Below are 18424 nucleotides of genomic sequence, written 5' to 3'. Positions count from 1 at the left end.
TTCAATCACCTCATCCGATATAGTCGAGTCGTTTCCCGTTTCGATACGCTTCGTCGATTGTCGCCCCACCGAGACAGACGTCGCCATCATAGAAGACGACCGCTTGTCCAGGTGTGATGGCACGTTGCGGCTCATCGAACTTGACGAGTACTTCTCCGTTTTCAAGCGGGGCGACCGTGACCGGCACGTCTTGTTGACGATAGCGGAATTTCGCCGTCGCCCGGAACTCGCCAGTCGGAGCAGCCCCCGTCCAAGAGAGTTTTGAAGCGAGAAGCGCATCTGAATAGAGTGCGTCGTGATGGAAGCCTTGTCCGACGAACAAGACGTTATTCTCGACATCTTTTCCGACGACGAACCAAGGGTCCCCGTCGCCACCGATTCCGAGACCGTGACGCTGTCCGAGCGTATAATACATCAAGCCGTCGTGACGTCCTTTGACGACACCGTCGAGCGTCCGCATCTCACCAGGTTGTGACGGAAGGTATTCCGATAAGAACTCTTTAAAGTTCCGTTCACCGATAAAGCAGATCCCGGTCGAATCTTTTTTCTTCGCCGTTGCAAGGCCTGCTTCTTCAGCAATCACACGCACATCTTTCTTGTCCATATGACCGATTGGGAACATCGTCCGCGCGAGCTGATCTTGTGACAATTGATTCAAGAAATACGTCTGGTCTTTATTGTCGTCTTTCCCACGCAACAAGCGGTGTTCTCCGTCGACATATTCCACTTGGGCGTAATGACCTGTCGCGACAAAGTCCGCACCGAGTCGAAGGGCATGGTCAAGGAATGCCTTGAATTTGATCTCTTTGTTACACATGACGTCCGGGTTCGGGGTGCGACCGAGACGATATTCCGCCAAGAAATATTCAAATACGCGATCCCAATATTCTTTCTCGAAGTTGACCGCATAGTAAGGGATCCCGATTTGGTTCGCGACGGCGATGACGTCTTCATAGTCTTCTGTCGCCGTACACACACCGTTCTCGTCTGTGTCATCCCAGTTTTTCATAAAAATCCCGATGACGTTGTACCCTTGCTCTTTCAACACATGGGCCGTCACCGATGAATCGACGCCACCTGACATACCGACGACGACTGTCGTCTCTTCAGGGGCTTTCGTGCGTAAATTCATCTATCTCACTCCGTTCATAAATGTCGAGACGACTTCTTGTAGTCGCTCCGCGAGCCGTTTCGCGTCCTCGACCGAGTTGCCGTGGCCAAAACTGATTCGAACAGACTGACGCGTCCGTTCTGAATCCCCGTACATCGCCGACAATACATGGGACGGTTCAACCGACCCCGCCGTGCAGGCACTTCCGCTCGAAATCGCCATGCCCCGCATATCCATCATGATGAGGAAGGGTTCAAGGTCAATTCCAGGAAGGTATAAATTCACGATGTGAGGTAAACGATTCGACCCGTTCACCTCATAAGTTACGCCTAGTTCGTCAAGGCGCTGACGGAGCGCCGTATCGAGCGACTCATAATGAGCCACTCGGGTCTCACGTTCTGCCATGACGAGTTCAGCTGCTTTTTGGAATCCGACGGCACCCGGAACATTTTCCGTGCCGGCTCGACGTTTACGTTCTTGTTGTCCACCAAAAGAACGTGACGCTAATTTTACACCTGTTTTCATGAAAAGAAAACCGATACCTTTCGGTCCATTCACTTTATGTGCGGATGCCGACAATAAATCGACATGAACTGCCTTCACATCAATCATTTCTGTACCGAGCGCTTGTACCGCATCGGTATGAAAGATGGCTTGATGGTCTTGTAACAACTCCCCGATCTCCTGAATCGGTTGACGTGTCCCGACCTCGTTGTTACCGTACATGACCGATACGAGAATCGTGTCATCCCGTAATGCCGCACGCACCGCGTCGACAGTGACGGCTCCCGACGCTTCGACATCGAGATACGTGACATCGAAGCCCTCGCGTTCGAGTTGCTCCATCGCGTGAAGAACGGCGTGATGTTCGACTTTCGTCGTGATGATATGTTTTCCTTTTTCTTGATGGGCATATGCCGCACCGAACAAGGCATAATTATCCGACTCTGTCCCACCTGACGTAAAGACGATCTCGTTCGGTGAAGCACCGATCCATTTCGCAAGGACACGACGTGACGAATCGAGCGCCGCCCGGGCGTTACGTCCAATCCCGTGGATGCTCGATGCGTTCCCGTACGTATCTAAAAAGTAGGGTGTCATCGCTTCGAGGACTTCTGGTCGCATCGGTGTCGTCGCAGCGTGATCAAAATAGTTCATCTAAAGTCACCTCATTATTAAATATAAAACATATAGCCGTCTGACTCTTCCTCAGCGAGGTCAGCGAGTGTCGTTTCGTCAAGGACGGTATCAATGGCTTCTTTGATTTTATCCCAAAGCTTCCGTTTCACCGCATCATCTGCTTCAGATTCTTCGACGATAGCGAGCGGTCCTTCAAGCAAGCGAATGATTTCACCCGCTGTCACTTCTTCTGGCGGTTTGACGAGCTGATAGCCGCCATACGCACCACGCACGCTCTTGACGAGTCCACCGTTACGGAGTGGCCCGATCAATTGCTCTAAATAATGCTCTGGCAATTCATGTCGTGCCGCGATCTTTTTTAAACTGAGCGGTTTATTATCAGTCTCGCGCGCCAACGCAATCATAATCGTCAAGCCATAACGGCCTTTTGTAGATATTTTCATCTTCAAGTCTCCTTCTGTTATACTAATCGAACAAACGTTTGTCGAAAGGAATGGTTACGTATGCCTGATCTATTTCATCAATCGAATGGCGGACCACTCGCCAACCGGATGCGCCCCGAAACGTTAGATGACGTCATCGGACAGCGCCATATTGTTGGCGAGGGCAAGCTACTTCGTCGTGCCATCGAAGCCGACCGACTCGGTACGATTATTCTTTATGGTCCACCTGGAACCGGGAAGACGACACTCGCCCGTGTCATTTCGAATTACACGAAAGCGACATTCGTCCAATTGAACGCCGTCACGGCCAAACTCGAGGAATTGCGGAACGTCATTCGTGAGGCCGAGTCCCGGTTTGACTATGAGGACGAACGAACAATTCTCTTTTTAGATGAGATCCATCGATTCAATAAGCTTCAGCAAGACGCGCTCCTCCCTGCTCTGGAGTCCGGCAAGCTCGTCCTCATCGGAGCGACGACCGAAAACCCGAGCTTTGAAGTGAACGCCGCCCTCTTGTCACGAGCGACCGTCTTTCGGCTTGAACCACCGGGTGCCGAGGAATTACGCACTGTTCTCGAACGGGCGCTACACGACTCACGCGGTCTCGGAAACTATCCGGTGAAGATGGATGAAGCTGCTGCAGACCATTATATCAAAATGGCGGATGGTGACTACCGTGTCCTATTGAACGCACTCGAACTCGCCGTCTTGACAACACCAGAGATAGATGGACAGATTCACATCACGCTCGAGGTCGCGGAAGAGTCGATTCAACAAAAGTCGATCAAGTACGATAAGACAGGCGACCGACACTACGACGTGATCTCGGCGTTCATCAAATCGATTCGCGGTTCGGACCCGGATGCGGCGCTTTACTGGCTCGCTGTCATGATTGAGGCTGGTGAGTCACCGCGCTTCATCATGCGTCGTCTTTACGTCCATGCTGCCGAGGATATCGGAATGAGCGACCCGAACGCGCTACTGATCGTCGATGCGGCAGCACGAGCGAGTGAGTACATCGGTTTCCCAGAAGCTCGCATACCGATCGCAGAAGCCGTTCTGTACTTGGCGACCGCTCCAAAATCGAATGCGGTTATCACCGCCATCGATAAGGCGCTTCACCACGTCCGTACAGTCGAGGGTGGACCTGTGCCCGTACATTTGCGCGACGCCCACAGTCCAGGAGCACGTGAACTTGGAAACGGGGTCGGTTACAAATATCCGCACGATGAAAAAGACGGGTTCGTCCCTCAAAACTACTGGCCAGAAAACTTGGCTAGAAAACGACCTAATTACTATATACCGACGCCACGTGGATTCGAGCAACAAATTCAAAAACGGCTCGATTATTGGGAAAAACGACGCGACTCGAAATGAGCCAGCGTCGTTTTATTTTTGGATGCGGTTGATTTCGACGCCCGCTTTTTCGAGCAAGTCATTGATGACGTAACCCGCAGCGACGAGTCCTGCAACCGATGGGACGAATGCGTTCGAGCTCGGTGGCATCTTTGCTTTCCGAATCGGAGCGTCTTTTTTCCCGACGACCTCGTTCACATCTTCGCGTGTCACGATTGGAGATTCGTCTGAGAAGACGACTGGGACGCCTTTATAGATTTTTTCTTTACGCAAACGTGTGCGGACCATCTTCGCAATCGGGTCATATGACGTATCTTTAATGTCGACGACTTTGATGCGTGTCGGATCCATCTTATTCGCCATCCCCATGCTCGAGATGACCGGGATGCCGCGACGTTTACATTCCACGATTAAATGAATCTTATAGATGATCGTGTCTGACGCATCGATGACGTAGTCGATGTTTTGAGCGAAGAACTCTTCATACGTCTCTTCTGTATAGAACATCTTCAATTGGACGAGGTCTAAGTCCGGGTTGATGTCGAGGAGACGTTTCCCCATCGCTTCGACTTTCGGTTGACCGACTGTCGACAATAATGCGTGGATTTGACGGTTGACGTTCGTGATGTCGATATCATCTTTGTCGACGAGGACGATACGTCCGACGCCACTGCGCGCAAGTGCCTCTGCCGCAAACGAGCCGACGCCGCCGACACCTAAAATCGCGACCGTTTTATTCTTTAGAGCATCCAGGCCTTCAGAACCGATGGCCAATTCATTTCGTGAAAACTGGTGTAACATGTTTCTTCCTCCAACTAATTCTATTTTCTCATACTATTTTACTCGGAATTATATTCAAAAAAAAGACGTCTCGCGACGTATTTACAAAAAAATCGATGGGGCCCGGAGTGCCGTGACGATGCCTTGCTTTTGAACCTGCGTATGCAGGTGGGTGACCTAGCGTTTCCTTCACAAGTCCTCCTGCACGTGATGAGGCAGTTGATCTGGTTAGCAGTTCGGTCTCCCGTATTCAAAGTGTTGGCTCAAAATAACGAAGGCGGCTCTCGTACACCTCAGGTATCCCATCTGTTGATTTAACTATAGCGCTTCTGTAAAAAGAAGTCAATGAGAAACACCGACTTCTCGTGACAGTTTGGTCACAACCACCTGTTACGAAACGCACCATCTGGATCGTACGTGAACTGTTGACGCTCGATGTTGAAACGTCGATTTCGTGAGTCGTTTCCGACACCCGCTTGGTACGCCCAGTTGCCGTAATTGCTTGCGACATCGTAATCGATCAGTTTCGATTCAAAGTAGGCAGCCCCGTAACGCCAGTCTTGCTCTAACTCTTTGGCGAAATAATTGGCAACGATTTGTCGTCCCCGATTGGACATCCATCCCGTCGCATTCAGTTCGCGCATGAATGCATCTACGAAATCGACACCCGTCTCTCCCCGTCTCCATTTTTCAATGACATCCGCATCGACTCGCCAGTCTTTTCGCTTCGTCCGGATTCCTTGCGTCCGAAACAAGCGTTTCCCTTGTTCAAGCGCGACCCATTGAAAGAATTCCCGCCACAGAAGTTCAAAATAGAGCCAATACGTCGATTCGTTCACCCCATGTGTTCGTTCATGTGCCTCGAGTTCAAAGAACACCCGTCGTGGTGATAGCGATCCGTTCGCCAAATAGGCAGATAGCTTCGTCGAGTCATCGACACCAAAACCGTTCCGCGTCTCTTTATACGTTCGAATCGGCACGGACAGATAGTCATTCAATCGGCGCTTCGCAGCCAATTCGCCACCTTTGAACGGAAACGCAGTCCTCGGGTCTTTCTCGATTTCTTGAAACGGGAAAGGGAACGTCACGTCGCGCGTGGCGGCAGTCGCCTTTCGAGAGACGAGCTCGCGAGGACGAACATCATATTCGACGGCTTTCCGGAACTCTGTGAATAAAAAGGGCATTTTCTCAAACGGGATATCGTCCTCTTCAAATAACGTGAATCCACCGAACGTCTCGTACTCCCCCTTCCATTTTTTCATCACTTCTTCTTCACGCCGACGCTCATTGTACCCGACGGCTCGTTGAAACAAGAGACGGTCGCTCGGGTCGAGCGTCTCGAGCGGATGACCGACATGAACAAAGAATGGGATCCCGAGTGCGTCTAACGAACCTGCCACGTCTTCTAGCGACTCCTTCAGGAAATGGAGTCGTTCGTTCCCGAGCGGAATGACGCCAAAGCGATTTTCAACGAGCTGTTTTGGGCTGATGAAAAAATGACCTTCAATCGGGTCGTCATATCGCAACGCTTCCTCGAGCGGCAAATGATCATCCACGCGTAAATCGTTTTGGTACCAAATGATTGTTTTCATAACTAGACCTCCTCCACTCCTTAGTATGATGGGTTGACGCTCGGTTCACGAAAACGGAATGTGCTAAAGACATGTTTTTAAAATCAAATTGTGTGGAATATATTCATCTAGAAGAGAAAGGGGTGCAGCATTATGGCTAAGAAAGGCAAAATGGGAACATTGATTAAAATCGCGACGGCGGTCGCACCGTTCGTCTACGATTACTATAAAAAGAACAAAGCAAAGAAATCGCCGAAGAAATAAGTCATGCGTCTCAGCCAATATGCTGAGACGTTTTTTTTATGTTTTTAAATCGATTGTGCTAAGATATACCAATCATTTCATTGAAACGAGGCGATGTTCGTGCACGTCCGATCCATCCACTTTTTACGCATTCTCTTCAAATGGGGTCTCTTCATGACCGGGTTGTTCTTACTCGCACTCGGGTCATCGATTATGATCACCGCAAACCTCGGTGTCTCCACGTGGGACGTCCTCCATATCGGAATCGCTCATCATCTTCCGATTTCAATCGGAACGGTGATTTTATGTGTCGGTCTTTTACTCGTCCTATTTAAATACATACTCGACCGCATCCGTCCTCAGTTCGGAACTCTAGTCAACGCGGTGTTCGTCGGGGTGTTCATGAACTTGATCTTGAATGAGCAATGGCTCCCTGTTTTCGAAGGGATGATTGTAAATATCGTTTGGCTCACATTCGGCATATTTGTGATGGGCATGGGCGCTGGTCTCTATGTCGCCGTCGGGTACGGTGCCGGTCCACGCGATGGATTGACGCTTGCTTTAGCAGACCGTTTTGCCACATCTGTCCGTGCCATGCGAACCTGGATGGAACTGACCGCTTGTCTCATCGGATGGATGCTCGGCGGACCACTCTTCTTCGGGACCGTCTTATCGATTTTCCTCATCGGTCCGTTCTTCCAGTTTTGGCTAGAACGGTTCCGCCTGTTCATCGCCTACGTCGATCGTCTCAAAGTAAAATTCGCATGAAAAAGAGAGGGGCTGCCCTCTCTTTTTATGTGTTCGGAATTAAGACGATCTTTCCGAACTTACCCGATTGTTTAAAATACGTCTGTGCCTCACGTGCCTCTTCAAGCGGGAACGTCCGGTCAATGACCGGTTTCAGCTTCCCTTCGGCAATCGAGCGCAACATTTCCGCGAACTCATGCCGTGTCCCGAGAACAGACCCGTACATCGCAATATGTTTCAAATACAGTGTCCGAAAATCGAGATGGGTCGTCTGTCCTCCTGCCGAACCAGAGATACAGAACTTCCCTCCTTTTTTCAAGATGTTTAGAGACACATCAAATAGCGCATCCCCCACGACATCGAGTACGGCATCGACCGGTCCACCGTTTGCTGCGATGATGTCATCGGCGAGCGTCTCAGACCGATACGAAAAGACTTCGGTCGCCCCGAACGCTTTCAATTCTTGCTTGTTTTTCAAATCACCGACGATCGCGAATACTTTCGCGCCGAAGACGTTCGCTGCAATCTGAACGTTGAGCGAGCCGACACCTCCACTCGCACCTGTGACGACGATCGTCTCACCAGAACGGATGTGTAACTGCTCATTCATATGCCACGCTGTGAGTCCGCTCACGGAAAAGACCGCACTCTCGACGAAATCATCGAGTGGCATATCAAAACAGAGTTCGGCCGGCCACGCCACGTATTCTGCATAACCCCCGTCATATTCTGAACCGATAAAGGACATATCGTCCGATAAATGTTCTTTCCGTTCAGGTCCGCTCGAGGTGAAAGGGAACAGGACGACGTGTCGTCCCATCATCCCTTGGTCGACCCCGTCCCCTAGCTCCACAACTTCTCCCGTGATATCTGAACCAGGAATACGCGGGAACTGGACACCCTCCGGACGCCAACCCGACTTCTCTCCAGTTCCGTACGCCCCTTCTCGCATCCAAATCTCTGTATTGTTGATGGCACAGGCGCGCACCTTAATCAGTACTTCTCTCGTTTTCGGTGTCGGTTTTGGGATATCAACCACTTGGAGTTGATCGACATCCCCATATCCTACGACTTGTACAGCTTTCATGGTGTATCTTCCTCCTTCTCTTTCGTTCATCCATATGTATTTACCCACGAACCACCCATATCACGCCAGAAAGGCCACCTTTTAGAGGTGACCTTCCGTTTAGAGCTGTTGGCGTTGTAACAGGTTCGTGAAGACGCCGCCTTTTTGGCTAAGTTCTTCGTGCGTCCCATCTTCCACAATTCCTTCTGCCGTCACGACGAGAATGCGATCCGCATTTTTTACCGTCGCTAGGCGGTGGGCGATGATGAGCGTCGTCCGATTCGCCGCCAGTTCATTGAGTGAATCTTGAATGATCGCCTCGGTTTCCGTGTCGAGCGCCGAAGTCGCCTCATCTAAAATCAAGATCGGCGGATTTTTCAAGAACATGCGGGCGATGGCAATCCGTTGTTTCTGTCCACCAGAGAGTTTCAGTCCACGTTCACCGATTTGTGTGTCGAGACCGTGTTCAAGTTCCTCGACAAGTGTGCCGAGATGCGCCTTCTCCACTGCATGCATGATATCTGCATCGGTCGCGTCAAGCTTCCCGTAAGCGATATTCTCCCGTAGCGTACCGGCAAATAAGAAGACGTCCTGTTGAACGATTCCGATTTGGCGACGTAGGCTCTCTTTCGTCATGTCACGGATATCCATGCCGTCAATCGAAATCGCACCTTCTGTCACGTCATAAAAGCGAGGGATGAGTGAACAGATGGTCGTCTTCCCTGCCCCACTCGTTCCGACCAAGGCAACGGTCGTTCCTGCCTCAATCGACAAGTCAATATCCGTCAACACTTGGCGATAATCTGAATAACCGAAGGAGACGTCGTCAAAAGTAATATCGCCTTTCAATGTCTCGACCTCGATGGCATCGGCACGGTTCTCGATGTCTGGCTCTTCATCGAGCAACTGCGTGAATCGTTTAAACCCGGCCATCCCTTTCGGATACATCTCTAGAAGTGCCGTAATCTTCTCAATAGGCTTGATGAGCAAGTTCATATACAAAATGAATCCGACGAGCTGTCCGTATGTCAACTGCCCTTCATACGTTAAGTACGCCCCGTAGACGAGGACGAGTAGTGTCATCAGACGCGTCGTGATGTAAATTCCGGCGAGCGATGTACTCATGACACGATACGCCTCAATTTTTGAGCCACGATAGAAGTTGTTGTCTTTTTGGAAACGCCCGATTTCAAACGCCTCATTCGTAAATGACTGGACGACACGTGCCCCAGAAACGCTGTCTTCGACGCGCGCATTCACTTCCCCGATGTTCGTGTACATTTTTTGCCACGCCTTATTCATATTCTTATTCGCATATGTGATCATGATAATCAGGAACGGCACAGCGACAACGGTGACGAGCGCGAGTTCCGGGTCGATCGAGAACATGATCCCGAACGCACCGAGTAACGTCATGATGGCGATAAAGAAGTCTTCCGGTCCGTGGTGCGCTACTTCCCCGATATCGAACAAGTCGTTCGTGACCCGACTCATCAAATGTCCGGTCTTATGATTATCAAAGAATCGGAACGACTGTTTATGAATATGCGTGAACAACTCTTCCCGCATATCTGTCTCGATGTTAATCCCGAGCTTGTGCCCCCAGTAGTTGACAACGTACTGCATCATCATGGCCAATATGTATAGGATCAATAGACCGATGCTGACGATGATAATTCCAGTTCCATTCCCCACCTGGCAATAAGTCATCGATGAACCATTGAACGGCGAGCGGAAACCCGAGTTCAAGCAGTCCGACGAGAATCGCGAATGAAAAATCGAGCATGAATAACTTTTTATGTGGTCGATAATAACTAAAAAAACGTGAAATCATCCTGTCTCCCCCTTCTCAACACTCTAAGTGTACGCTTTTTTCCGAAAGGTGGAAAACAGGATGCATCCCTTTTTCATTCTTTTTTCAATCGGCGTATAATGAAAATAAGGAGTGATACACATGAATGTACACATTACAGAACGTGCGCTCGAACGAATCGAGTCATTGAAAGGCGAACGTGAAGGACAGATGCACCTCTTCTATGAGACGGAAGGTTGTGGCTGTGGAAACAGCGGAATCTTTGAGATTCGATATGTCACGGAGAAGACTCCAGAAGACGTCGAGATTGACTCGAACCTCGGTCCGATCTTAATCAAAAACTGGACGAAAGTATTTTTAGATGAACAGATGAAAATCGACTTCCTCGAAGACCGTCGCACGCTCGTCTTGAAGAGTGACGGACAAGTGTTCAATTCGAATCTACTCGTCACAGACGGCACGGGTTGCCAGCTGAACGTTCCGAGCCGATGAAACAGGCGTTACGAGAACATCCGATCCTGTGGCTATGGTTCCTCCTAAGCTTCGGACTCGGACTGTTCGGAATCTATCTGGCGTTCACCGATTCGGTTTACACGATGTCCGCAGTTATCGCTTCGCTCTTTGCGTTCGGGTTTGCGTTGCAGCGTACAGCGAAGTATATGCAACGGGATGAAAAAAAGAATTAAGGGAGATATCGTCTTTCATAGACGAATCTTCCTTTTTTATATATAAAAGAAAGGAGGTTCGCATCTGCGAACCTCCTCCTTTCATAAAAATCGTTCTAACGATTTCTTTTTTTATATTACTTTACATCAATGACATAGAAACGAACTAATCCCTCACCTTCAAATTCAGCATATGCCACTTTGCCATCTTTAAAAATTGGCTTGGATAACGTTCCACCGTCATTCGGTAAATACGAAACGGTCTCTTCTTTTAAATCTGCGATGAGCAATCGATTCATCCCTTCACGGAACAAAATGTAATCGTCACGCAAATAACGAAACGCATCGAATGTAATGTTTTTCTGCGAACCGTTATACGTATATTTTACAGGCGACGGAGTCGTGGATAAAAATTCGACTCTTCCTTCTATACCAAGTGAGACAAACTTGCTCCCTCGTTCAAAATCAATCAGTGCACTGACTTCTTCATCAAATGACCCGTCAGTTGTAATTAATCTGCTCGTCAGGTTCCCTTCGTTAAAGATACTTTTATGTAGGATGATTGCTTCCTCACCCGAGCGATAGTCAAAAATATATTCCCCGTCACGCTTTCCCTCTTCTTGGAGCGTGAATGCCTCAATCGTTTGAATCGAATCTGACATCGGTGAGAACTGCATGACAGTCGTCTTCGTATCCGATGCTGACGCTTCATAATTGACCCACGTGACAGCATCTTCAGAAGCTGTTACATATGGAACTGGTGTCTCAAATCGACTAACACCTTCAGCTAATTGCTCAGGCTTTAGTTCGCTCAATGACATCTTAAAAAGCGACCATTCATATGCATACCCTTCCGCTGGTGCATACTCAATCCAAAATACTTCATCTTGAATCCCGACTAGATTCCCTATCGTTTTCGAGGACGTATAGATATTGTCATTTGTATGATGTTCCGTATCGTACACATTAATTTGACTGCTACTTTCTTCAATCAACTCCGTATAGACAATCTGATTGTCCGTGATGTGCTCTGGTGCGATCATCGGTGCTTGATCTGCAAAGAATAGAGATAAGTCATACGATTCGACTTCCCCAATCGATTCGCTCTCTCCCGCACTTTGTAAACGAATGGCTGGTTCCGATGTTTCCTTCGGTTCGGATGTTGCTGGTGCATCCGGTGTCGTTTCTGTATTCGTCTCCGTCTCTTGAACAACCTCTTCAACTTCTGGTACAGCTTCTGTGTCATCCGTACACCCAGATAACATCGTTGCAACTCCTAGACATACCCCTAATGTCAACATATTGATTCGCTTCAACATTTCCCCTACTTTCAAAAATACATTTTATTCCATAATCGTATCATACCCTCATACAAAATTGTCAGAAACATATAAAAAAGGATTCGCCGAGAACGACGAATCCTGTCTGAACCTTATTACTTTTTCTCTTTTACTGCCGTACGAATCGACAACTCTTCAAGTTGTGCGTCCGCGACCGGGCTCGGCGCTTGCGTGAGCAAGTCGCTTGCCGAAGCTGTTTTCGGGAAGGCGATTGTGTCACGAAGGTTCGAACGACCTGCAAGAATCATGACGAGACGGTCAAGACCGAGTGCGATCCCCGCGTGTGGTGGTGTTCCGTATTCGAACGCTTCAAGTAAGAAGCCGAACTGTTCAACTGCTTCTTCTTGCGTGAAGCCGAGCAATTTGAACATGCGCTCCTGGATGTCACGCTCATAAATACGCTGTGAACCGCCACCGAGCTCGTAACCGTTCAAGACGAGGTCATACGCAATCGCGCGTACACTTGCCGGATCCGTCTCGAGAAGGTGAAGGTCTTCGCGGTTTGGCATCGTGAACGGATGGTGGTTCGCGTAGAAACGACCGTCTTCTTCTTCAAACGTCACGAGTGGGAAGTCCGTCACCCAAAGGAAGTTGAACTTCGACTCGTCGATGAGACCGAGGTCGTGACCAAGTTTGACGCGGAGTGCGCCAAGGCTGTCTGCGACGACAGTTGGTTTCGATGCGACGAAGAGGAGAAGGTCACCCGCTTCTGCATTCGTTGCTTCGATTAACTTCTGTGCATACGTTTCGTCAAAGAACTTCGCGATCGGGCCGTTCAAGCCTTCCGCCGTCACTTTGAGCCATGCGAGACCTTTCGCACCGTAAACTGCCGTGAACTCTTGAAGCTTGTCGATGTCTTTACGCGAGAAGTTGTCCGCCTCACCTTTGACGTTGATTGCTTTGACTTGTCCATTTGATTCGAGTGCGGCGTCGAATACTTTGAAGCCGGCACCTTTCACAGCGTCTGCCACGTCGATGAGTTCGAGACCGAAACGTGTGTCCGGTTTATCTGAACCGAAACGACGCATCGCTTCTTCATGAGTCATGCGCTCAAACTTCGCTGGTGTGTCCGTACGACCGAGTGTCGATTCCATCACTTGGCCCATCATCGATTCCATCATCGCCATCAAGTCTTCGATGTCCATGAAGCTCGTCTCGATGTCGACTTGTGTGAATTCAGGCTGACGGTCTGCACGAAGGTCTTCGTCACGGAAGCAGCGCGCGATTTGGAAGTAACGGTCAAATCCTGCGACCATGAGCAACTGTTTGAAGAGCTGTGGCGATTGCGGAAGTGCGTAGAACTCACCACCGTGGACACGGCTCGGGACGAGATAATCACGTGCGCCTTCTGGTGTCGACTTCGTCAAAATTGGTGTCTCGACTTCGAGGAACTCTTGCTCCGTCAAGAAGTTACGGATCGTGTTCGATGTCTTCGAGCGGAGACGGAACGTCTCTTGAAGCGCCGGACGACGAAGGTCGAGGTAACGGTACTTGAGGCGAAGGTCTTCTGAGACGTTTTCTGCTTCGTCACCGATTGGGATTGGTGTCATCTTCGCTGCGTTCAAGATGTTGATTTCTGAAGCGATGACTTCGATGTTTCCTGTCGGCATGTTGGGGTTCTTGTTCTCGCGCTCGAGAACCGTCCCTTTCACGTCGAGAACGAACTCGCTACGAATCGTCTCCGCAAGCTTGTGGACTGCTTCGTTTTCTGGGCGAACGACAACTTGGACGATCCCTGTGCGGTCACGAAGGTCGATGAAGATGAGGCCTCCGAGGTCACGTCGTTTTTGTACCCATCCTTTTAATTGTACTTCTTGGCCGATGAGTGACTCTGTCACGCGGCCGTTCATATGTGTGCGTCCGATCATTGTCCTGCTCCTTCCGATAGTTCACGAATTTTGTCTGCGACGGCCGAGAGCGGCACGTCGACTTGTTCACCAGTCGTCATATCTTTCAAGGCGGCTGCACCGCGTTCGACTTCGTCATCCCCTAAGATGACTGTGAACTTGGCTTTCAGGCGATCCGCCTGTTTGAATTGTCCTTTGAACTTGCGTCCTTGGTAATCACGGTCTGCCTTGAACCCTTCCATGCGAAGGAGTTGTAAGAGACGTGTCGCCGTTAATTCGACTTCTTTCTCACCTTGCGCAACGATGAAGACATCAAGTCCTGTCTCAAGTTCAGGTAAGACTCCTTCATTCTCTAATGCGAGGACGAGGCGCTCCAATCCGATTCCAAACCCGATTCCTGGCATGTCTGGTCCGCCGATATCCTGTACGAGACCGTTGTAGCGTCCGCCGCCACAAAGTGTCGTGATGGCGCCGAATCCTTCTGCCTCGGACATGATTTCAAACGCCGTGTGCGTGTAGTAATCGAGCCCACGGACGAGCGTCGGGTCGACTTCATAGGCGACACCGAGTGCGTCGAGTTGAGCGAGCACTTGATCGAAATAGGCTTTCGACTCTTCATTCAAATATTCAAGGATCGACGGTGCCGTCTTCATCGACGGGTGATCGCGGTCGACTTTACAATCCAAGATGCGAAGCGGATTCTTATACAGGCGTGACTGGCAGTCTTGGCAAAGTTCGCCTGCCACCGGCTCGAAGTGACGGATGAGCGCATCGCGGTGGGCGTTGCGGCTTTCCGCGTCCCCAAGCGAGTTGACGACGACTTTGATTTTTTGAAGGCCAAACGACTTGTAAATCGAGTAGGCGAGACTGATGACCTCTGCGTCAACGGCCGGGTCGCTACTGCCGATCGCTTCGACACCGTATTGGTGAAGCTGACGGAAACGACCTTTTTGCGGACGCTCATAGCGGAACATCGGTCCCATGTAATAGAGCTTCGTCGGTTGGTCCGGATTCCCGAACAGTTTGTTCGTCACGAACGCACGAACGACAGATGCTGTTCCTTCTGGGCGAAGCGTGTACTCGTCTTTCCCTTTCTTCACGAGCGTGAACATCTCTTTTTGTACGATGTCCGTCGTTTCCCCGACACTGCGTGTGAACAAGTTCGTTGTTTCAAAGATTGGTGTGCGGATCTCTTTATAGTTGTAACGGGCGCTCATGTCGCGAAGTTTTTCCTCGACATATTGCCACGTCTCGACCGTGCCCGGAAGCAGGTCTTGTGTACCGCGTGGTGCTTTCATCATCCTTATTTCCCTCCTTAAAAATACAAAAAAGGCCCTCGTCCGCAAAGGGACGAGAGCCTGTGTAAGTTTCCCGTGGTACCACCCTCGTTGCAGAGCCATTACTTGAAACTCTGCCACTCGAAATCGGTTAACGCCCGATGAGACGGCTCCCCCTACTCGTTTTCAAGGGAGCACCTCCAAAGTGTCGTTCGGGTCATCATCCAGTCGATGCTTTCAGCCAAGGCATCGCTCTCTTTGCTGGTGGGTTGACCGTACTCTTCTTTATCGTAGGTGTTTGACTATATGCTTCATGATGCCGAATGAAGCCGGCATCTGTCAAGCGTTTTTTTCGAGCATGAGTGTGACCGGGCCGTCATTGACGAGAGCGACGTCCATCATCGCCCCGAAGCGTCCCGTCTCGACGACGAGTCCGTTTGACCGAAGTCGTTCGTTAAACTTTTCATAGAGTGTCTCAGCCATGTCCGGTTTCGCCGCCTTTGTGAAAGCAGGTCGACGTCCTTTCATCGTATCTCCATACAATGTGAATTGAGAGACAGATAAAATCTGACCGGACACATCTTGAATCGATAAGTTCATCTTTTCTTGATCGTCTTCGAAGACACGAAGCCCGGTCACCTTGTCGGCGAGCCAGTTGACTTCTTCTTCTGTGTCTTCATGTGTCACGCCGACGAGAAGCAAGTATCCGGCGTTGATTGCCCCGACGACTTCTTCCTCGACTGTGACCGATGCTTCTTTCACTCGTTGCAATAATACACGCACGTTCCTCTTCCTTTCGTCACGTCATCATGACTCGGCTGACCGAATACACGTCTGAGATTTGTTTGATGCGCTCGACGACTTTCTGCAAATGATTCACGTTCGGAATCGAAATCGTCATCGAGATGCGGGCTTGTTTGTTTTGGTCGCCACGACCGCTGACGGCCACGATATTCGTATTCGTCGCGGAAACCGCTTGAAGGACGTCGTTTAAGAGACCTGAACGATCATATCCTGTGATTTCGATATCGACGTTATAGTTCTTCTCTTTCGCCTGTCCGACTTCCCATTCGACGTCGAGGAGACGCTCGGGATGTTGTTCGTTGACGATGTTCAAGCAGTCTTTCCGGTGAATCGAGACGCCGCGTCCACGAGTGATGTATCCGACGATCTCATCTCCCGGTACCGGGTTACAGCAACGACTCATGCGAACGAGCATGTTGTCGATCCCTTTGACCGTCACGCCCGCTTCCGTCGTTTTCTTCTTCGGTGCCTGACTGACTTTCAATTCACTGATCGCTTCAGAGAGTTCGAGTTTCGGTTCTTTCCGCTGCTTCTCCGTCAACTTATGTGCGACTTGAGCGGCAGTGATGCCTTGATAACCGACCGCGGCATACATCTCTTCCTCGTTCCCGAAGTTGAATTTCTCGACGACGATACTGAGTGCAGGCTCATCGATTACTTCTTTCGGTTCAAAACCAAGTTTCTTGATTTCCGCCTCGACGAGATCTTTCCCTTTCTCGACGTTCTCTTCACGCTGTTGACGTTTGAACCATTGGCGAATCTTGTTCTTCGCCTGACTCGAAACAGCGAGTTTCAACCAGTCCTTGCTCGGTCCGTAACTATGCTTCGACGTGATGATTTCAATGATGTCACCTGTCTCGAGTTTGTAGTCGAGCGGCACCATCCGACCGTTCACTTTCGCACCTGTCATCCGATGGCCGATTTCCGTATGGATCCGGTAGGCATAGTCGATCGGGACAGAGCCTTTCGGCAACTCGAATACGTCCCCTTTTGGTGTAAAGACGTAGAGCATGTCGCTAAAGAAGTCGACTTTAAGCGACTCCATAAACTCTTCGGCATCTGTCGTATCTTTTTGAAGCTCAAGAATCTCACGAAGATGGGCAATCTTCTCGTCGAACCCGTTCGTCGAGACGTTTTTGCCTTCTTTATATGCCCAGTGTGCCGCAATCCCGAATTCGGCGATGAAATGCATATCTTTCGTCCGAATCTGGACTTCGAGCGGCTCACCCTTCGGACCGATCACTGTCGTATGGAGCGACTGATACATGTTCGGTTTCGGCATGGCGATATAATCTTTGAAGCGTCCTGGCATCGGCTTGTATTGCGTATGGATGATCCCAAGTACCGCATAACAATCACGAATCGAGTCGACGATAATGCGGACCGCCATCAAATCATAAATTTCATTGAATTCTTTTTTATGCTTCACCATCTTGTTGTAGATGGAATAGATATGTTTCGGTCGACCGTTGACGTCGGCATCGATATGCACTTCTTCAAGGACTCCGTTCACTTCCGTGATGACAGAGGTGACGAGTGCTTCTCGTTCCGTTCGTTTTTGTTTCATCATCGAGACGATCTTGTAGTATTGCTGCGGGTTGATATAACGTAACGAAATATCCTCGAGCTCCCACTTGATCGTCGAGATCCCCATGCGGTGGGCGAGCGGCGCAAAGATTTCAAGCGTCTCTTCTGCCTTTTGGACTTGCTTTTCTTTCGGCATATGCTGAAGCGTCCGCATGTTGTGGAGACGGTCCGCGAGCTTGATCAAGATGACGCGCACGTCTTCCGCCATCGCGATAATCATCTTCCGATGGTTCTCTGCGAGTTCTTCTTTTTTCGACTTATATTTGATTTTCCCAAGTTTCGTGACGCCGTCGACGAGCATGGCCACGTCCGGACCAAAATCGTCCGTCAATTGCTGTAACGAAATATCCGTATCTTCGACGACATCATGCAAGAGCGCTCCGATAATCGTCGTGGCATCTAAGCCGATATCAACGAGAATGCCGGCCACTTGGACCGGATGGAGGATATAGGGCTCGCCCGAACGTCGGAACTGACCGGTATGATGAAGTTTTGCGTATTCGTAAGCGCGTTTCACTTCGGCAATATCGTCGTCACCCATATACTCCCCGAGCGCGTCGAGAAGATCCTCAATACTTACGATTTGTTTTTTGGTCATAACATTCGACACCCTTTTTCTTACCGCTCCAATCGA

The 18424-nt window shown here is 49.9% G+C and carries 15 protein-coding genes, 1 other RNA gene, 1 pseudogene and 1 other annotated feature; of the genes and pseudogenes, 4 read left to right on the top strand and 13 right to left on the bottom strand.

What is annotated here, in order from left to right:
- Positions 1-10: 10 nt before the first annotated feature.
- From mnmA to cymR, 3 genes are read right to left on the bottom strand one after another with little or no spacing between them, the layout of a single operon-like run.
- Positions 11-1132: a tRNA 2-thiouridine(34) synthase MnmA gene (mnmA, locus tag KNO91_RS01435; protein ID WP_214789256.1), complete on the bottom strand. Its 1122-nt coding sequence runs from the start codon at positions 1130-1132 to the stop codon at positions 11-13.
- Entirely contained in the window at positions 1133-2269 is a 1137-nt protein-coding gene (locus KNO91_RS01430) for a cysteine desulfurase family protein (RefSeq protein ID WP_214789258.1), read from the bottom strand.
- A 17-nt stretch (positions 2270-2286) separates the two neighbouring features.
- Entirely contained in the window at positions 2287-2694 is a 408-nt protein-coding gene (gene cymR, locus KNO91_RS01425) for a cysteine metabolism transcriptional regulator CymR (protein WP_074037447.1), read from the bottom strand.
- Between the two features lie 60 nt (positions 2695-2754).
- Here cymR and KNO91_RS01420 point away from each other — a divergent pair, with 60 nt between their 5' ends.
- Complete coding sequence (locus KNO91_RS01420) at positions 2755-4071, top strand: replication-associated recombination protein A (protein ID WP_214815778.1); 1317 nt, start codon at positions 2755-2757, stop codon at positions 4069-4071.
- Between the two features lie 12 nt (positions 4072-4083).
- Here KNO91_RS01420 and KNO91_RS01415 read toward each other — a convergent pair whose 3' ends face one another.
- The 3 genes from KNO91_RS01415 to KNO91_RS01405 all read right to left on the bottom strand — a co-directional run bounded on the left by KNO91_RS01415 (position 4084) and on the right by KNO91_RS01405 (position 6422).
- Positions 4084-4851, bottom strand: a complete 768-nt coding sequence (locus tag KNO91_RS01415; RefSeq protein WP_214687847.1) for a tRNA threonylcarbamoyladenosine dehydratase — start codon at positions 4849-4851, stop codon at positions 4084-4086.
- 95 nt (positions 4852-4946) lie between these two features.
- Positions 4947-5133: non-coding RNA, 6S RNA (gene ssrS / locus KNO91_RS01410), on the bottom strand.
- Positions 5134-5207: 74 nt separating this feature from the next.
- Positions 5208-6422: a DASH family cryptochrome gene (locus KNO91_RS01405; RefSeq protein ID WP_214815775.1), complete on the bottom strand. Its 1215-nt coding sequence runs from the start codon at positions 6420-6422 to the stop codon at positions 5208-5210.
- A 336-nt stretch (positions 6423-6758) separates the two neighbouring features.
- Between KNO91_RS01405 and KNO91_RS01400 the strand changes: the two genes are divergently transcribed.
- The gene (locus tag KNO91_RS01400; RefSeq protein WP_214794280.1) at positions 6759-7412 is read left to right on the top strand and encodes a YczE/YyaS/YitT family protein; all 654 of its coding nucleotides are present in this window, start codon (positions 6759-6761) and stop codon (positions 7410-7412) included.
- 25 nt (positions 7413-7437) lie between these two features.
- Here KNO91_RS01400 and KNO91_RS01395 read toward each other — a convergent pair whose 3' ends face one another.
- Positions 7438-8478, bottom strand: a complete 1041-nt coding sequence (locus KNO91_RS01395; protein WP_214815772.1) for an alcohol dehydrogenase family protein — start codon at positions 8476-8478, stop codon at positions 7438-7440.
- A 99-nt stretch (positions 8479-8577) separates the two neighbouring features.
- Positions 8578-10291 (bottom strand): annotated as a pseudogene (locus tag KNO91_RS01390) (ABC transporter ATP-binding protein).
- A gap of 120 nt (positions 10292-10411) precedes the next feature.
- Between KNO91_RS01390 and KNO91_RS01385 the strand changes: the two are divergent.
- Positions 10412-10762 (top strand): iron-sulfur cluster biosynthesis family protein, encoded by a 351-nt coding sequence (locus KNO91_RS01385; RefSeq protein WP_214794284.1) that lies wholly within the window; start codon positions 10412-10414, stop codon positions 10760-10762.
- Positions 10735-10956 (top strand): hypothetical protein, encoded by a 222-nt coding sequence (locus KNO91_RS01380; RefSeq protein WP_214794286.1) that lies wholly within the window; start codon positions 10735-10737, stop codon positions 10954-10956. The genes KNO91_RS01385 and KNO91_RS01380 overlap by 28 nt, the downstream gene beginning before the upstream one ends.
- Positions 10957-11072: 116 nt before the next feature.
- On the opposite strand, the gene KNO91_RS01375 is transcribed toward KNO91_RS01380, so the two are convergent.
- From KNO91_RS01375 to KNO91_RS01355, 5 genes are all read right to left on the bottom strand, one after another.
- A complete protein-coding gene (locus KNO91_RS01375) occupies positions 11073-12200 on the bottom strand; it encodes a DUF1465 family protein (RefSeq protein ID WP_214815769.1) in 1128 nt (375 codons plus the stop codon).
- Between the two features lie 170 nt (positions 12201-12370).
- On the bottom strand, positions 12371-14143 hold the full coding sequence (aspS, locus tag KNO91_RS01370; RefSeq protein WP_214789275.1) for an aspartate--tRNA ligase: 1773 nt from the start codon (positions 14141-14143) through the stop codon (positions 12371-12373).
- Positions 14140-15420 carry a histidine--tRNA ligase gene (gene hisS / locus KNO91_RS01365; RefSeq protein ID WP_214816079.1) on the bottom strand — a complete coding sequence of 427 codons (1281 nt, stop codon included), beginning with the start codon at positions 15418-15420 and terminating at the stop codon, positions 14140-14142. The genes aspS and hisS overlap by 4 nt, the downstream gene beginning before the upstream one ends.
- A gap of 45 nt (positions 15421-15465) precedes the next feature.
- Positions 15466-15700, bottom strand: a binding site (T-box leader).
- A 38-nt stretch (positions 15701-15738) separates the two neighbouring features.
- Positions 15739-16182 carry a D-aminoacyl-tRNA deacylase gene (dtd, locus tag KNO91_RS01360; protein WP_031421442.1) on the bottom strand — a complete coding sequence of 148 codons (444 nt, stop codon included), beginning with the start codon at positions 16180-16182 and terminating at the stop codon, positions 15739-15741.
- Between the two features lie 16 nt (positions 16183-16198).
- Positions 16199-18388: a RelA/SpoT family protein gene (locus KNO91_RS01355; RefSeq protein WP_074035181.1), complete on the bottom strand. Its 2190-nt coding sequence runs from the start codon at positions 18386-18388 to the stop codon at positions 16199-16201.
- Positions 18389-18424 lie beyond the last annotated feature (36 nt).

Origin of the sequence: Exiguobacterium sp. s59, from assembly GCF_018617475.1 — a bacterium.
GTDB classification, from domain to species: Bacteria; Bacillota; Bacilli; order Exiguobacteriales; family Exiguobacteriaceae; genus Exiguobacterium; species Exiguobacterium aestuarii.
This window is presented reverse-complemented; position numbering and strand designations above follow the sequence as displayed.